Origin of the sequence: Paenalkalicoccus suaedae, assembly GCF_006965545.2 — a bacterium.
In the GTDB taxonomy this organism is placed as follows: Bacteria; Bacillota; Bacilli; order Bacillales; family Salisediminibacteriaceae; genus Paenalkalicoccus; species Paenalkalicoccus suaedae.
Map to the genome: position 1 here is coordinate 443104 of NZ_CP041372.2, position 15212 is coordinate 458315.

Genomic DNA, 15212 nt, shown 5'->3' on the forward strand with positions numbered 1-15212 from the left:
CGATCCTGTACTTCTATTTCTTTTATTGATAGATATAGCTTGTGTTTAGGAAAATGTAGGAATAGAATGAGGAAAAAAGGATGGTGTGCCATGCTGACTTCCAGATTTCTTGAAGTGTGTTCAGATCCGGTCATTATTGTTCGTGCAACTGGTGAGCTTGTTCAACGTAATCGTCACTGGAAGGAATTGGATGGTGCGTTTTTCCATTTCGGTGAAGTACTATATTTTAATAAAGAAAATCATATGTGGCTAGTAGAAAGTGTGCATCGGTATGGCTATGTCGATCGGGAATTAGAGCTTTATGACGAACATGAGCAATCATTCAGACTTACTATTACATTTCTCGAAGAGGATCTCTTTATCTGTATGCTAAAAGCGGATTCAACAAGCTCTATACTAGCAGAAACGACACATAGCATCATTGAAAGTATGGTCGGAGCATTCTATTCGCTAGATAATGAATACCGATTTGCCTATATGAATACGAAAGCAGGAAAAATGCTTGAGAGAGAGCCGCAGCAGTTAATTGGGAAAGTCGTGTGGGAGGAGTTCCCCTCCTCCAGGGAGACGAATGTATACGATCATTTTAAATTCGCTATAGAGAATATGGAGCCTGTCACGTTTGAAGATTATTATGAACCACTCGACACATGGTTTGACGTACAGGTTATTCCTAATCGAACTGGAGGACTATCGGTATATTTCCACAATATTAATGAGAAAAAAGAGCTCGAAGTATCCTTATGGAACGCCGCTCATACGGACTTTTTAACAGGGCTCCCAAACAGACGCCGACTCTATCAGTTTATGGATATATCGATTGCTGATAAGGAACCGTTTGTCATCTACTACATTAATTTAATCCAGTTCCGTTCTATCAACGACCTCTATGGACATGAGGTAGGCGATCTGCTCATTAAAGAAATTGGCCGTCGTTTAAAAGTTGAGATTCACTCAGGTACTGTTTGTCATTTAAGTGGCGACGATTTCGCAGTCATTTATCAGGGTATTCACGGAGAACCAACTTTATCCTCTTTTGGCGAAACGTTAATTGAGCTTTTTAGTAAGCCTTTTGTAATTGAAGGATTACCTGCTATTTATGTCGATCCAAGTATTGGAGCGAGCATCTTTCCTATAGATGGGAAAGAGCCGGATACGCTTTTAGATAAAGCAGCGGTCGCGATGGAAGAGGCGAAGAAAAAGGATGCCTCGTATGTCATGTGTTATGACCGTGACATGCACGAGGCAATTAATAGAGAGATCATGCTAGCGCAAGAGCTGCGCAATGCCATCTTAAATGAGGAGCTCTCCTACCATTATCAGCCACAGGTTGATAGTCGCACGCATGAAATTATCGGGATGGAAGTCCTTACAAGATGGAATCATCCTGTACTAGGACCAATTCCACCGAATACGTTTATTCCAATAGCGGAAGCAAACGGGGTTATAGAAGGCGTCACACGTAATCAAATCACCGTTTGTCTTGCCGAATTCAAGCGGTTAAGAAATAATCACAGGTACAATGGCACAATTAGTTTTAACATCTCATCTCGGCTACTGACTAGTAGAAGTTTTATTGATTTTCTTGTGGGGTCTATAAGAGAGGCAGAGGTCCCTTTTGAAAAAATCGAGCTTGAACTAACCGAAAGTGTCCAGCTCTTCTCAGACAAGGATATTTTAAAGCACTTATCTATTTTACGAGAGCGAGGTCTGCGTTTTGCTATCGACGATTTTGGGACTGGCTACTCCATGCTGTCCTACTTAAATAGATTTCCAATAGATAAATTGAAAATTGATAAGAGCTTTATTGATCCTCTTGGCGTGGACCTCGGAGTAGAGTCTGTGTTGATCTCGATTATTGGTCTTGCGCGCAACCTCCATTTAGAAGTGATAGCAGAAGGCGTTGAGACAGAAGAGCAATGTTTACGTCTTCAAGAGCACGGCTGCTATGATGTCCAAGGGTATTATTACTATAAACCTTTAACATGTAATGATCTTTCACTTGTTTTGATGGAGCTCCATCATCAATAATTCAGCTGTATGTAGCCACCCGCGAGAGTTAGTGCGGGTGGCTTGTTTTTATGGGAAAGGGGTGAACCTTTTAGGAGGGGATTGAACTTTGTTCGAGAAGAATGAACCGTATGGGGAAAGAATGAACCTTACGCAAAAAAACCAGGCGCATCTATCTTCTGCGCCTGGCCAGTCCAATCTGCACCTATCTATCAACTTAACCTAGATAAGCGTTTTTAATAGACTCATACCGCTTCTTATTAACCCCGAAGTCGGACTGTCCTACTCTCGAAGCGAAGCGCAAATCAATGTGCTGCTTTTCTTCGTGGAAAAAGAACTCTAAGTCATCCTTAAACTTCATCGTCTTCGACTTGTCGATCGCATGGATATAGTCAGGCTGATTGCGTTCCACTAAGACCGTACCCATGTCATCTAAAATACGCTCAATTCGCGCCTTCGATTCCGCAAGGTCCCCTTTAAACGGAAGTGGTTCTACTCGCTTCTTCTCATCGTCCGTTTGTGTAGAAACTGCGTTCGGAGTCTTCGGTACTGGAGACAGCTTACCGTCCCTCACACCTAAACCACCAGGCTTACTGTTATTCTGCTTGGCCATCGTAGCCCCACCAAAACCGGCGAGAGCAGCTAAAGCAACTAAAATAATAATGTACATACTTATTCCCCCTTTTTCCTAAATGAAAGAGCAAATTTAACAATCGGATTAGCAAAGATCCCGTCAACATACGCCTTCTTCGCCATTTTAACCAAGATCTCGCTGTAGGTTGGGTAAGGATGGATCACCTTTGACAGTGCTCCAAACTTGATCTTGAGCGTCTTCGCCGTCTGGATCTGAGCAATAATCTCGCCAGCGCGATCCCCTAAAACCGATGCACCTAAGATATACCCTTTTTTGTCTAAAATAATCTTTACGCGACCAAACGAACCTTTTTTCGTTAACGCACGATCCAAATGATCGTAGTCATGGCGGTACACGCGAATCGAATCGCCGTGCTTCTCGCGCGCCTCCTCCTCGGACATCCCCGAGCGTGCAATCTCTGGATCCGTGTACGTCGCCCATGTCACATGCTTGTACGACATCTTACGCTTAAACGGCAACAGCGCATTTTGCACCGCCCGAATACCCTGCGCATTCGCCATGTGAGACAGCTGGTACGGTCCAACTACATCGCCAATCGCGTACACGTTTTTTAGCGTCGTCTCTAAATAATCATTCACGACAATTCCTTTTTTATTAACCTCAACGCCGCTCTCTGCAAGGCCGAGACCGCTCACTGTTGGCTTGCGACCAAGAGCTAAAAGCAGTTTATCGCCTTTTAGGACAAAGCTCTCGTTATCCTCTTCGCATGTGAGGTGAACCTGTCCGTCCGCGTAATCAGCTTTGACAGCCTTTGTGCCAACCAGAATACGGATACCTTCACTGTGGAGATGATCACAAAGCTTCGCAGTAAGCTCTTCTTCATCGCGACCTAAAATACGAGGACCCATTTCGACTAACGTGACTTTTACGCCGAGGCGATTTAACGCCTGCGCCATCTCGACACCGATATTACCGCCACCTAGAATGAGCATGCTTTTAGGAAGGTCTTCTTCTTGGAATAACGTTTCGTTTGTTAAATAAGGCACGTTATCTAATCCATCAATCGGTGGAACAAGTGGCTTTGATCCAGTCGCTAGGAAAATGAACTTAGCTTCAATTGGCTCGCCGTCGACTTCTAGACGACCGGAACCCTTTACTATTGCATGACCCTGTAAATAATCAATGCCAGCGTCCTCTAAGACTTCGGGCGTTTCTCCTTCGTAGACAGTCTCCATAACGTCACGAATTTCCTCCATAACAGAAGCAGTATCAATAGAAAGCTCTTGAATAAAACGTCGTGCGTGATGCGCTTCCTTCGCCTGATTAATCATGCCTTTACTTGGAATACAGCCTGACCACGTACATTCGCCGCCGGGCTTCGATTTATCTATAAGGACAACCTTTTTACCGAATCCATTTGCCGTATACGCAGCGGTGAGTCCGCCTGCACCAGCTCCAATTACAGCTACATCATACTTTTTTGTCATGTATGTCTCCTCCTTCTGAATGAGCAAGCATCGCATCAAGTAGCTGCTTTAGTGCTACGAGATCTTCTTTGTTGCCGTCAAACTGATCAAGAATCTGAATAGGCACGTGTTGTAGCCTGTCTTTTAATGCATACCCTTTTTCGGATAATTCTACCGTGACTGTACGATCATCTTCCGGATTACGATATTTGTGCACAAGCTCCGACTTTTCTAAATTACGAATCAGGGGTGTGAGCGTGCCTGAATCAAGATGAAGCCTTTTACCTAAGTCTTTGAAGCGAATCGTCTCTTCCTCCCACAGGACTAACATGGCAATATATTGGGTATACGTGAGTCCATGAGGCTCTAAAAGTGGCTTATACGCCTTGATCACCTCTCGCGATAGCGCATAGAGAGGGAAGCACATTTGATTCTCCAGCTTCATGTGCTCTAGATGAGCCATTACGATCACCTCTTTCGATTGTATTAAATTTAATTGAGTTCAATTAATTTAAGCTTACTGGATAGAAAATAGAAAGTCAACGAATACACTGGAGGGATGTTTCATGCAAGATAGAGAGGCTTTAGCAAAAGAGGCAAAAAGACGGGCGGCTAGCTTTGATTTAGAAGGCTTCGTTTTTGGCGAAGGTCCTGACAAACCAGCGTTTATGTTAATAGGAGAAGCGCCAGGCGAAACGGAAATCCATGAGGGGAAGCCATTTACTGGTCGCGCCGGGAAGGAATTAATGATGTTTCTAAAGAAGATAGGAGTAACTAGAGAGGATGTGTACATAACGGCGGCGGTGCGTAGCAGACCATTCCGTGTGCGTGATAAGAAGGGACGGGACGGAGTATGGATAAAGAAGCGCTACAACCGCACACCGACAAAGCGCGAAGTACTGGCTCATGCCGCTCTATTAGACGAGGAGCTTGCGCGTGTAGATGCACCATTTATCGTAACGTTAGGGAATGTTGGATTGGCTCGACTTTTAGGTCCGGGATATAAGATAACAGATTGTCATGGGGAGCTTTTGACAGGGCCGGTGCAACGGTTAAATGCGGCGAGAGACGGCTACGAGTGGACGGAGCGATCTTACCGCGTGCTACCGACCTTCCACCCAGCGAGCATCTTTTACAATCGTAAGTTAGAAGGGAGGATTGCGGAGGACGCAGAGGTGATTCGGGAGCTTGTTAAGGGGGTCTTTTAAGGTAAGGTCATGTAGGGCGGATTAGAATTTACTTATATAAATGAAGAAGGAGACGATTAAACTGAATTACCCGCAAGAAACAACTCGAGAAGCTAAGTTGCAGCGAGCACAAGAACTAGCTCAACGCGTGCAAGATACATATGGCGATGCTATCGTAGCTATTGGGCTCTACGGATCACTTGCTACCGGACGTGATGGAGGCTACTCTGATATCGAGATGCATGTAGTAGCGAGAGATGAGGTAGAAATCCCGGCAGTAGAAGGAGTTTATCCACCCTATAAAATAGAGCTATCCATGAGACAGGAAACGTCCTTTTTAAAAGAAGCGAGTATTATCTCAGATGCTTGGTCGGTGAAGGCAGGGTCTTATGTTGATGTGCGTCCATTGTATGATCCTACTGATTATTTTAAGAACCTAAAGAAGATGCCGTTTAAGAGACTGTCAGAGCAAAAACTGGCTGTCATGCGAGAATTTTTTATCTGGGAACCGTGCGAGACAATTGCTAAGCTTTATACAAATTGGGATCTTGGAAATCAGGATTATGTCATTATGGCAGCACACGATTTACTCTGGCAAACGGCAAAGCTAATTGGTCTAGCCAATGAAACATACTATCCTTCAAGAGCTACAATGCTAAGAGATGCTACTAGTATGTCGAACGTACCAAAAGGATTTGATGAACTTGTAACGAGCTATTTAAGTGGCGATATGGCAGATAAACAAGCTGTTTACTTAGCTTGTAAAAACTTGTGGGAAGGCCTGCAAAAATGGATAAGTGAGCAAGGTATTACGTATACGGAGGACGTACTAACGCTCCCTTCAATACAAACAAAAGGAGAAAGCTAGAATGAAAACGACATTAATTGAACTGACTGTACATAAGAAAGAGTTTGAAGAAGCGCTTCGCAATTTTGAGCTTTTAGAAGAGCAAAAAGAATTTTCGGCCATGCCAATGGATAAAATCAATAGTCCGAAGGTGGAAGCGGATGCTGTACATGTGGTAATTTTAAAGGATGAGGTGCCGGTTGGCTATTTTACGCTGGAGACAGGAGATAAACGAGCGCTTTACACTAGTAACAAGCAGGCGAGAGTGCTGACATCGTTCTCCGTTACCTTGCCGTATCAGGGGAAAGGAATTGCGAAGACAGCGCTACAGATGCTACCTATGTTCATCAGAAGTACGCTCCCCGAGGTCAATGAAGTTGTACTCGGAGTAAACAAGCGGAATGTGGCAGCGCACGGATTATATGTGGCGTGTGGGTTCCAGGATCATCTGGAGGAATTTGTGGGTCCTAAGGGACCGCAAAATGTGTTGCATTTAGATGTTTGATGGATTAACGAATCCACCTTTCATTTGACGCATACGGAGCTTCAACTGATGCAAACCTAGCTACTTGACGTAAACGAAGGACGAAGTGATGCAACAGACCTTGAGTTTGGTGCAAACGAGGGGCAGATTGACGCATGCACCTAGCCATTTGATGCAAAGCTATTTGAACTGACGCATACGAAAGCCTAAGTGACGCACTTTCTCTTTGATTTGGTGCAAACGGTCTTCGAACTTATGCAAACGCCTCTTCAACTGACGCAAATCAAGATTGCTATATCCATAAAAGATCACGTCTCTCATCTTATGTTACAGCATAGACGGCTACCATTCATTTCTTCTGATAAATATGTCAGAACTTTCTTGACTTACGAAAAGGAAGCAGATATGATGGAGTGAGAATGATTATCACTATCATATTGGAATGGAAATGAAGGAGGCACCAACATGATTTCGCTTCAGACTAAGCTGTTAGAGGAGACGTTTATTACTCGTGTGGAGGACCATCCACGCTGTCTATATGCCGTGACGCTTGCTGATTTACTTGATAAAAGCCGACTAGCTGATCTTATTGCTTTTTATCAGGAGAAACTGAAGTCTTGTCATCCCGCTGTTACAGGTACATATTTCAGTGGCTATTTTGGGAATTTCCTTGGTGGCGTACATTATATGCTAGCAGAGAATGCAGCGTATGATTGGTCACTAACAAACATAGAGCTTCAGCTTGTTCACCATGCGGAGCATAATTACTTTGGATTCTTATTCAAAATAAAGGACGACACGATGGTAGAGCTTGATGCAGCTACTCGAGATGAACAGGTGAGAGAGCGTTTAACGGCGCTTTATCGAGATTCGGTCACACCTCTTTTAGAGACGTTTGCCGAAGTTGCGGACATTCGCATCCGTGAATTATGGGGCCAGTTAAACTTGGGCATTCACTACGGATTTGACCGTGTCGTTGATTTAGGAAATCCGCGTGCAGAGGGTGACATGAGGTTTCTCACCGAAGAATTGGATGGGTCGATTTTTAACGCGAAAAAGAATCCTTTGGCGATTACATTCCGCCTTGTCGACAGCTATACGGGCGACGGCGAGCAGCTGCGCATGAAGCCATCGTGCTGCTTGTACTATCAGCTCGAGGGAGCAGCAGCGAAGTGCTTTACGTGTCCGCGTCTGAAGGAATCAGATCGGGAGCTTCGTCGCGAGGCATTCCGGGAGAAGCAGGCGTGAGCGCCGAGGTGAAGCGCTCGGGCACGGCTTTTATCGTCGAGGCAGCTCCGGACAATTCGGTTGCGCTCCCGTTTGAGGATGGCGAGCGTCTGTCGGTGCACGTGGTTGGGGATGCGGTGGTATTGCGTCCAATCAAGCGTGTGGCTGATGCAGCAGAACCGGATGGGTTTGCGGACCGCCCTCATGATAAATAGGTGCCTTAAACAGCTGGCTGTGCCGGCTGTTTTTCGTCTTTAGGGAGCACAAAAAAGCCCGGACAGCTTTGGGAAGCGTTCGTCCGAGCTAGGTGATTGGTTAGTTGTCGATGCGTTGGACAAATAGAGCGTCTCCTTGCATTGGATAAGATTCTAGATAGGGTGGCGGTGCCCAAACGTGAACCGTGTCTCCAAGCTTTAGGTCACTATGCGTAATTTCGCCAGTGCTATCAACGATTGTTGCATCCGGCGTGTCTGCGAAAATGTCTGATCCGACTAAAATTCCTTCGTCGTATATGCTTTTAATCGTCCCAATAAAGTCTGGCTCGGAAGTTGGGATTGGGACATCATCATCAGTCATGCTACCCAACGCACTCTCCTCGAAGTCGATGAAGTCCGTATGACCAAACGCTGCGTTAAATGCCTCCATGTCGACATCTTCTAGCGTACGTACAGAAACGTGGACACGGTTGTCTTGCGCCATGAACCCTGACCCTCTGAATCCCTCTACATCTGTAAAGAGCTCTTCGTAGTTGTTGACAATATACTCGTAGGCACTATTTAGATAGTGGTACGGGTACTCGACACGCTCGATCTGGACGGTTTGCATGAAGATTCCTTCCCCTTCTGTTATTTCTTTTGCAAAATCGGTGAGGGAGTCTGCCACTTCGTTAACGTCACTTGTGACAAGTAAGACAGTCTGATCATAGCGATCATCGCTCTCATAATCGAAGTAAAATAGTCCGTACTCATCAAGGCTCAGCCTTTCTTTGGAGAACTGGCGAATGAGCTCGATTGTTGGGTCCGTATTTTTAACAGGGACTTCTAAGCTAATGGATTGTGGTGTGAAATCTGGATCTGGTTTATAAATTGGGAGAGCTGGTGTTGATGGTTCATTGTTAATGTCTGCGCTGTTGGCGGTCGTATTGGTGCTCGCAGCAAGTGAGGCTGGTTCTTCGTTTGATGCGTCGTTCTGGCTACAGGCTGCGAGTAGGAAAACTACTATAATAGCAAGCGATCGTTTCATTTAAAGTACCCCCTCTTAAACGAAGTTCTACGGATGTCAGTACATTGTTGATTATTCGTCGATACGTTGGATGAAAACGGCTGATCCCCCAGCAGGTAAAGACGCATCTATGTTACCTGTTGTCCACGTGTGAACATAGTCGCCAAGCTGAAGGTCATCTACTGTAATTTCGCCTAAGCTATCGACAATTATCGCTTCTGAGGTGCCTAAATAAATGAGTTCATCTATCAGTATAACGGTGTCATCTATTTCTTCGATGTTGCCACTGTACTCAGGTTCTTCGACTGGAATAGGAATCTCACCCTCAGACATATCGCCTAATGGAGTTTCGCTAAATGTAAGAAAATCGGTTTGACCGAATGCTTCTTCTAAGGCGTCCATGTTCACTTCTTCTACGGTGCGAGCGTAAATATCGAGGCTATTCGCAACGACATTTACGGAAATGCCTAAGAAGGCACTCTCATTTTCGAAGAAAGCTGGGTAGTTATCGACAATACGATCTCTAGCGTTATTTAAATAGCTGACCGAGTAAGCGACTTGATCAACGTGAACGGTTTGAGTAGAGGTGCTGTCACTGTTGCTCTCTGCGAAGTCTGCTAAAGCAGTAGCAACGTCGTTCACGTCACTTGTAACGAGTAGAACCGGTTCTCCCATTCGTTCTGGCTTCGTGAATTCAAAGTAAAAGTCACCGTATTCGTCTGAGGTAATTTCCTCAGCGACGAACTCATCAATGAGATCGGCAGCGGTATCGCGGTTGTCAGCTGGGATCTCAAGACTGGTGGTAGCAAGTGCGTTATCTGGGACGTCGGTTGGTTCTTCGTTTGCTGGTACATTTTCTTCGTCTTCGATTGAGTTTTCGGGATTGTTAGTAGAATTAGCAGCTAGTGAGGCTGCCTCTTGGTTATCTTCGGATTCCCCTTGCCCGCAGGCGACTAAAAATACGAGTAGGGCGGTTCCGATATATTTTTTCATCTTGAATATCCTCCTTTTTTGGGTGTATTGATCGTTATTCATTTACTCGCTGAATAAATAATGCGGAGCCTCTAGTAGGCTTTACTGCATCGTGGGCGCCGGTTGTCCAGACATTGACTTGGTCACCTAGCTTTAGGTCATCGGGTGCAATGACTCCAGATGGGTCAATAATAGTTGCGTTCGATGTACTGACATAAATCTCGTCATTAATTAGAACGAATGTTCCATCGATTTCTTCAATTATCCCCTTGAAGCTAGGTTCTTCGGAGGGGATGGAGATTTCATCATTCTTGATGTCGCCAACTATGCTTTCGTTAAATGTGAGAAAATCTGTTTGACCGAATTCCTCCTTAAGGGCGTCCATATTGACTTCTTCTAATGTACGCACTTGTAAAACGACTGTATTATTAATCACATCTAAGTCTGAGCCAAAAAAGGAGAATTCGTTTTCTAAGAATTCTGCTCGATTTTCATAAAGACGAGCTTGAGCATTCTCTAAGAAAGTAGATGAAAACTCCACTTTATCGATATGAATAGTTTGCGTCTTCTGTGCGTTTGTGTCGGTTTCTATAAAAGCTTGAAGTCGATCAGCAACAGCTTCGACGTCACTTGTGACCAGTAAGACAAAATTGCCTTCACGACCTGGCTCCTCATGCTCTAAATAGAAATCAGCATTCTCATCCGGCGACAGTTCAGTAGTGGTGAATTCGCGGATAAGTGTTGCTATAGTATCGTGATCTGTAGCGGGTATGTCGAAAGAAATTGTTTCTTGAACGGAGTTAGATTCGCTGTCTTGGTCCTCATTCTCCGTTGACTCCGTATTTGGCGGTTCGGCTGCGGATGAGGATGGAGCATCGGTATTTGAAGACTCCCCTTGGCCACAGGCAACTAAAAATATGAGTAGGGCGGTTCCAATATATCTCTTCATAGGTAACGCCTCCTTTTGATGTTTGTCGCTGTTAACGAGTGATGGTTACAAATTTTTGGAATTAAGTGAGTGGGATCTTTTCACTATGTGCTATAGTAAATGTAGAATTTAGTTGGAAGAGCAAACGAGGACGACGGAGGAGCAAATCAAGAGCCAGCATGTGCAAACTCCTTGGTCAGAGGCGCATACGAGGTCTGCCGAGGCGCAAACCAAAGCCAAAACGAACAAAACAAGGTGGAAAACCCCATCAACTACCCACCTTACATAAACAGAAAGGACAACATCCTATGTACAAACACTTCTTTTCTTACTACAAACCATATAAAAAGCTCTTCGCAATTGATTTTGGAGGGGCCATTCTTGTCGGGATTCTGAGCCTGATTTATCCGCTGATTTTGGCGTGGTACCTCGATACGCTACTCCCGTCACAGGACTGGAATATCATTGTCACAGCAGGAGTCGGGCTACTGCTCCTTTATGCAGCAATCGGTTCGTTGCAATACGTCGTCAACTATTGGGGCCACATGCTTGGGATCAACATTGAGACCGACCTCCGCTACGAGCTGTTTTCTCACATTCAAAAACAGCAGTATCAGTTCTTTGATGACAATAAAACAGGCTCACTTATGAGCCGAATTACGAATGACCTCATGGAGATTGGGGAGCTTGCCCACCACGGACCGGAGGATATCTTTATTGCCATTATGACCTTCATCGGAGCCTTCGTGATCATGCTCACCATCAACGTGCAGCTCGCGCTCGTGAGCATCGTTACCTTCCCGATCATTGTCGCGATCATCATCTTTTCTAACATAAACATGAATAAGTCGTGGAATCGCATGTTTGAGAGCCTCTCGCGCATCAATAGTCGCATCGAGGACAGCATCTCTGGGTCGCGCGTCGTTAAATCTTATACGAATGAGAAACATGAGTCGAAGCATTTTAAGAAAAACAATGTCTCGTTCCGTGCCTCAAAGCTCAAGGCATACAAAACAATGAGTGTAAACTTTGCCTCCACATATCTTGTGACTCGTTTGACGGGCCTTGCGGTGCTCCTTTATGGTGCATGGCTGACGATACAAGGACAGCTGTCGATCGGAGAGCTAGTGGCGTTTGTGCTTTATATGACGATCCTTTTTGAGCCAATCGATAAGATCAGTAACCTGCTTGAGCTCTACCCTCGAGGTATGGCGGGCTTTAAACGATTTATGGAAATGAAGTCTATTAAGCCAACTATTGTCGACGCGCCTGACGCAAAGGCTTTACCTATTAAAGATGGTAGCATCGAGTTTAAAGGTGTCACGTTTGCCTATGATTCGCATCAAACGGTGCTAAACGATCTTTCCTTTAAGGTGGAGCCAGGGAAGACAGTTGCGTTAGTAGGGACTTCAGGCGCTGGTAAGTCAACGCTTTGCGCGTTGATCCCACGATTTTATGAGCAACAGGCCGGTGAGATATTAGTCGATGGCGTCAACACGAAAGACATGACGCTTGAGTCACTCCGCTCACAAATCGGCGTTGTGCAACAGGACACCTTCCTTTTTGCAGGCACGATTTTTGAAAACATCTTGTATGGTCGCCTCGACGCAACAGAGGAAGAGGTTTACGAAGCCGCTCGTAGCGCTCATTTGATGGATTTTATCGAAGCCTTACCAGACGGCTTTAACACGGAAATCGGGGAGCGAGGCTTGAAGCTTTCTGGTGGTCAAAAGCAACGTCTGTCCATTGCACGTGTTTTCTTAAAGAATCCAGCTATTCTCATCTTAGACGAAGCAACTTCCGCTTTAGACACAGAAACCGAGCAGGCGGTCCAGCACTCGCTTCGCGAGCTACAGGCCGGTCGTACAACGATGGTGATTGCTCACCGTCTTAACACGATTCGAGATGCAGATGTCATCTTTGTCATGACAAAAGATGGCATCGTAGACGAAGGAGCCTACGACGAGCTCATCGCGAAGGGCGGCCTCTTCGCCCGCCTCGCAGGCCAGCGCACGGTCTCCGAAGACCCCGTGCTGTTAGGAAACTAGCTAGTAGAAAAGCCATCGTAGCGAGCTACGATGGCTTTTTGGATAGTAGATAACATTCAAGTATAATAAAGTGAGAAAACGAGACTGAGCAGTATTACTAATCACATGAAGAATAGGTGCTTCCTAAGGTGTCTTATCCCTTAATTAACCCTTGAGGCGACTTTTTTGATAAGAGGGCATAATTAGTCCAACCACAATGCCAAGTGTGAGTAAAATAGCAATTGGATAAACAAAAATCTCAGCTGTATGAATGTCAGAATAGTAAAAAATATCATCTAAGACGTATGCAAAAACACCTATAAAGACAATCAATATGACTCCGACTTTAACACCTGTTGCTTTCATATAACTTCCTCCTCATCGTTTTTTACAAAGCATAACAAGCATAACAAGCATCTGCTTCGCAATAATAAGTTGTTCGTCCCAGTTACTCTTTTCTGTTGAAGAATTAGCTTATATCTGTAGTATATAATGCCTACATGAAAAAAGTATGAGAAAAAAATGAGAATATAATGAGAATGAAATGTCTGCTGTAAAGTTTTTAAACGGAAGGCTATTTAACATTAGATAGAAGGTCACTATACTTGTTTTATCGATCATGTCTGTTGTAAAAAATGTGAAAATCCGTGTGCTATAGTAACGATATACATAAATAAAGTGGGTGGTTACAAAATGAGGATCATTATAGCGGTCGCGCTAGGTGGCGCGCTTGGATCGGTGCTACGCTATGCGGTGCTAGTGGCATTGGGTCCAGTTGACATCGCACTGGCCACGCTTACTGTTAATGTGGTGGGTAGCCTCCTTCTCGGCTACCTTACCGGAATGTGGATGAGCCGCGAGCCGTCACCGTGGCTTCGTGCTGGGCTTGGCACCGGCTTATGCGGCGGCTTTACCACGATGTCTACCTTTGCCCTTGATACCATTGCCTTGGTCGAAACAAACGTAACACTCGCAGCGGCTTATATTGGTGGCACGTTTATTCTAAGCATCGGCAGCTGTTTTATTGGACTAGCACTAGGTTTGTGGCAATCGGGAAAGGGGGAATCTAAATGACATTTTTACTAGTAGCACTAGGTGGCGCTATCGGAGCTGTTGCTAGATATCTACTTGGGCTTAGATTTGCCAAAGTATATCTCTTCTCCACCATTCCGCTCGCGATATTTATCGTGAACTGTATCGGCTCGTTTTTACTAGGTTTAATGACTGTCCTCTTTTTAGAAAGTCCAAGTCTGTTCCTTCTCCTAGGTGTTGGACTTTGTGGTGCATTTACGACCTTCTCGACGTTTAGCGTCGAAGTTGTCCAGTTACTGCGTGCAAGTAAGTGGAGTGCGGCTGTGGTACATGTGCTTATCACGATGGTAGGGGTGTTACTCTCGTTTCTCACCGGCGTATGGTTAGTGGGAATTTAGCACATTCTAGCCTTAACGGGAGGTTGAGGCATGGAGATTTTGGTGATTTTGCTGCGGTCGGTGCTGGCGTTTGGGTTGTTGCTTGTTGGCGCGCGTTTGCTGGGCAAGCAGACGATATCGGGCATGACGATGTTTGACTTTATCGCGACGATTACGATTGGTGCGATTGCGGCGAATTTGGCGTTTGACTCGGACATTGCGCCGGAGGAGATCACGACGGCTTTTGCGGTGTTTGTGGGTGTGCTGATGCTGATTGGCTATGGCTCGTTGAAGCATCACGGTATGCGGAAGTGGTTTGCGGGTGATCCGACTGTCGTAATTGAGGATGGGCATTTGCTGGAGAAAAATATGCGGAAGATGCGCTACTCGATTGACTATTTGAATCATCAGCTGCGGGAGAAGCAGGTGTTCAACATCGAGGAAGTGGCGTTTGCGCTCGTGGAGCCGAATGGCACGCTGTCGGTGCAGCTGAAGCCTGCTTTTAGGCCGGTAACGCGGCATGATATCGGGATTTTTCCCGCGCGCGAGCGACTGCCGGTCGAGCTGATTATGGATGGCCAGCTGATTGAGCAAAATTTGCGTGAAAATAATGTGGCGTTGCAGCAGGTGGAGCGAGCGCTTTTGGATCGCGGGATTTCGCGAGTGGAAGACGTTGCGTATGCAGTCCTTGGGCAAAGTGGTCGTGTATATGTGGATACATATAAGGATGATTTGGAGCAGGTAACGGATGAGGAGTAAGGGAGGTAAGGTTGATTGCTTTTTTGAGGTTTTTTGATAAGTGGCAGTCAGGGTCTTGGCAACTTTGGGTTGGTTTTTGT

The 15212-nt window shown here is 45.3% G+C and carries 16 protein-coding genes; 9 read left to right on the forward strand and 7 right to left on the reverse strand.

The features are described from left to right. Positions 1-90 precede the first annotated feature (90 nt). Positions 91-2031 carry a sensor domain-containing protein gene (locus tag FLK61_RS02710; RefSeq protein ID WP_176008001.1) on the forward strand — a complete coding sequence of 647 codons (1941 nt, stop codon included), beginning with the start codon at positions 91-93 and terminating at the stop codon, positions 2029-2031. A 196-nt stretch (positions 2032-2227) separates the two neighbouring features. Here the strand turns inward: FLK61_RS02710 and FLK61_RS19980 are convergent, their stop codons facing one another. Genes FLK61_RS19980 through FLK61_RS02720 form a run of 3 tightly spaced genes read right to left on the reverse strand, consistent with a single transcriptional unit; the run spans position 2228 to position 4534 of the window. Beyond that, positions 2228-2680 (reverse strand): DUF1499 domain-containing protein, encoded by a 453-nt coding sequence (locus FLK61_RS19980; RefSeq protein ID WP_249777663.1) that lies wholly within the window; start codon positions 2678-2680, stop codon positions 2228-2230. A gap of 2 nt (positions 2681-2682) precedes the next feature. Next, positions 2683-4092 (reverse strand): dihydrolipoyl dehydrogenase family protein, encoded by a 1410-nt coding sequence (locus FLK61_RS02715; protein WP_217706304.1) that lies wholly within the window; start codon positions 4090-4092, stop codon positions 2683-2685. Beyond that, positions 4076-4534 (reverse strand): MarR family winged helix-turn-helix transcriptional regulator, encoded by a 459-nt coding sequence (locus FLK61_RS02720; RefSeq protein WP_176008002.1) that lies wholly within the window; start codon positions 4532-4534, stop codon positions 4076-4078. Before FLK61_RS02720 ends, FLK61_RS02715 begins: the two co-directional genes overlap by 17 nt. Positions 4535-4637: 103 nt before the next feature. Here FLK61_RS02720 and FLK61_RS02725 point away from each other — a divergent pair, with 103 nt between their 5' ends. The 4 genes from FLK61_RS02725 to FLK61_RS02740 all read left to right on the forward strand — a co-directional run bounded on the left by FLK61_RS02725 (position 4638) and on the right by FLK61_RS02740 (position 7837). Beyond that, entirely contained in the window at positions 4638-5279 is a 642-nt protein-coding gene (locus tag FLK61_RS02725; RefSeq protein ID WP_176008003.1) for a uracil-DNA glycosylase, read from the forward strand. A gap of 40 nt (positions 5280-5319) precedes the next feature. Beyond that, a complete protein-coding gene (locus tag FLK61_RS02730; protein ID WP_176008004.1) occupies positions 5320-6126 on the forward strand; it encodes a kanamycin nucleotidyltransferase C-terminal domain-containing protein in 807 nt (268 codons plus the stop codon). 1 nt (position 6127) lies between these two features. Further along, positions 6128-6610 (forward strand): GNAT family N-acetyltransferase, encoded by a 483-nt coding sequence (locus FLK61_RS02735; RefSeq protein ID WP_176008005.1) that lies wholly within the window; start codon positions 6128-6130, stop codon positions 6608-6610. Positions 6611-7054: 444 nt separating this feature from the next. Next, positions 7055-7837 (forward strand): IucA/IucC family C-terminal-domain containing protein, encoded by a 783-nt coding sequence (locus FLK61_RS02740; RefSeq protein WP_176011114.1) that lies wholly within the window; start codon positions 7055-7057, stop codon positions 7835-7837. A gap of 294 nt (positions 7838-8131) precedes the next feature. Here FLK61_RS02740 and FLK61_RS02745 read toward each other — a convergent pair whose 3' ends face one another. Genes FLK61_RS02745 through FLK61_RS02755 form a run of 3 tightly spaced genes read right to left on the reverse strand, consistent with a single transcriptional unit; the run spans position 8132 to position 10958 of the window. Continuing rightward, positions 8132-9058 (reverse strand): hypothetical protein, encoded by a 927-nt coding sequence (locus FLK61_RS02745; protein WP_176008006.1) that lies wholly within the window; start codon positions 9056-9058, stop codon positions 8132-8134. 51 nt (positions 9059-9109) lie between these two features. Further along, entirely contained in the window at positions 9110-10030 is a 921-nt protein-coding gene (locus FLK61_RS02750; RefSeq protein WP_176008007.1) for a hypothetical protein, read from the reverse strand. Positions 10031-10064: 34 nt separating this feature from the next. After that, positions 10065-10958: a hypothetical protein gene (locus tag FLK61_RS02755; protein WP_176008008.1), complete on the reverse strand. Its 894-nt coding sequence runs from the start codon at positions 10956-10958 to the stop codon at positions 10065-10067. Positions 10959-11245: 287 nt separating this feature from the next. Here FLK61_RS02755 and FLK61_RS02760 point away from each other — a divergent pair, with 287 nt between their 5' ends. Beyond that, positions 11246-12985, forward strand: coding sequence for an ABC transporter ATP-binding protein (locus tag FLK61_RS02760; protein ID WP_176008009.1), 1740 nt, complete (start codon positions 11246-11248; stop codon positions 12983-12985). Between the two features lie 144 nt (positions 12986-13129). Here FLK61_RS02760 and FLK61_RS02765 read toward each other — a convergent pair whose 3' ends face one another. Next, positions 13130-13330, reverse strand: a complete 201-nt coding sequence (locus FLK61_RS02765) for a hypothetical protein (RefSeq protein ID WP_176008010.1) — start codon at positions 13328-13330, stop codon at positions 13130-13132. Positions 13331-13657: 327 nt separating this feature from the next. Between FLK61_RS02765 and FLK61_RS02770 the strand changes: the two genes are divergently transcribed. Genes FLK61_RS02770 through FLK61_RS02780 form a run of 3 tightly spaced genes read left to right on the forward strand, consistent with a single transcriptional unit; the run spans position 13658 to position 15132 of the window. Continuing rightward, positions 13658-14038: a fluoride efflux transporter FluC gene (locus FLK61_RS02770; RefSeq protein ID WP_176008011.1), complete on the forward strand. Its 381-nt coding sequence runs from the start codon at positions 13658-13660 to the stop codon at positions 14036-14038. Continuing rightward, a complete protein-coding gene (gene crcB, locus FLK61_RS02775) occupies positions 14035-14394 on the forward strand; it encodes a fluoride efflux transporter CrcB (protein WP_176008012.1) in 360 nt (119 codons plus the stop codon). Before FLK61_RS02770 ends, crcB begins: the two co-directional genes overlap by 4 nt. A 30-nt stretch (positions 14395-14424) precedes the next feature. After that, entirely contained in the window at positions 14425-15132 is a 708-nt protein-coding gene (locus tag FLK61_RS02780) for a YetF domain-containing protein (RefSeq protein WP_176008013.1), read from the forward strand. Positions 15133-15212: the final 80 nt, after the last annotated feature.

Coding starts and splice junctions, on each gene's coding strand:
- FLK61_RS02760 (WP_176008009.1), top strand. CDS start 11,246: ATGTACAAACACTTCTTTTCTTACTACAAACCATATAAAAAGCTCTTC.
- FLK61_RS02755 (WP_176008008.1), bottom strand. CDS start 10,958: ATGAAGAGATATATTGGAACCGCCCTACTCATATTTTTAGTTGCCTGT.
- FLK61_RS19980 (WP_249777663.1), bottom strand. CDS start 2,680: ATGTACATTATTATTTTAGTTGCTTTAGCTGCTCTCGCCGGTTTTGGT.
- FLK61_RS02770 (WP_176008011.1), top strand. CDS start 13,658: ATGAGGATCATTATAGCGGTCGCGCTAGGTGGCGCGCTTGGATCGGTG.
- FLK61_RS02720 (WP_176008002.1), bottom strand. CDS start 4,534: ATGGCTCATCTAGAGCACATGAAGCTGGAGAATCAAATGTGCTTCCCT.
- FLK61_RS02725 (WP_176008003.1), top strand. CDS start 4,638: ATGCAAGATAGAGAGGCTTTAGCAAAAGAGGCAAAAAGACGGGCGGCT.
- FLK61_RS02740 (WP_176011114.1), top strand. CDS start 7,055: ATGATTTCGCTTCAGACTAAGCTGTTAGAGGAGACGTTTATTACTCGT.
- FLK61_RS02765 (WP_176008010.1), bottom strand. CDS start 13,330: ATGAAAGCAACAGGTGTTAAAGTCGGAGTCATATTGATTGTCTTTATA.
- FLK61_RS02780 (WP_176008013.1), top strand. CDS start 14,425: ATGGAGATTTTGGTGATTTTGCTGCGGTCGGTGCTGGCGTTTGGGTTG.
- FLK61_RS02710 (WP_176008001.1), top strand. CDS start 91: ATGCTGACTTCCAGATTTCTTGAAGTGTGTTCAGATCCGGTCATTATT.
- FLK61_RS02735 (WP_176008005.1), top strand. CDS start 6,128: ATGAAAACGACATTAATTGAACTGACTGTACATAAGAAAGAGTTTGAA.
- FLK61_RS02715 (WP_217706304.1), bottom strand. CDS start 4,092: ATGACAAAAAAGTATGATGTAGCTGTAATTGGAGCTGGTGCAGGCGGA.
- FLK61_RS02745 (WP_176008006.1), bottom strand. CDS start 9,058: ATGAAACGATCGCTTGCTATTATAGTAGTTTTCCTACTCGCAGCCTGT.
- crcB (WP_176008012.1), top strand. CDS start 14,035: ATGACATTTTTACTAGTAGCACTAGGTGGCGCTATCGGAGCTGTTGCT.
- FLK61_RS02750 (WP_176008007.1), bottom strand. CDS start 10,030: ATGAAAAAATATATCGGAACCGCCCTACTCGTATTTTTAGTCGCCTGC.
- FLK61_RS02730 (WP_176008004.1), top strand. CDS start 5,320: ATGAAGAAGGAGACGATTAAACTGAATTACCCGCAAGAAACAACTCGA.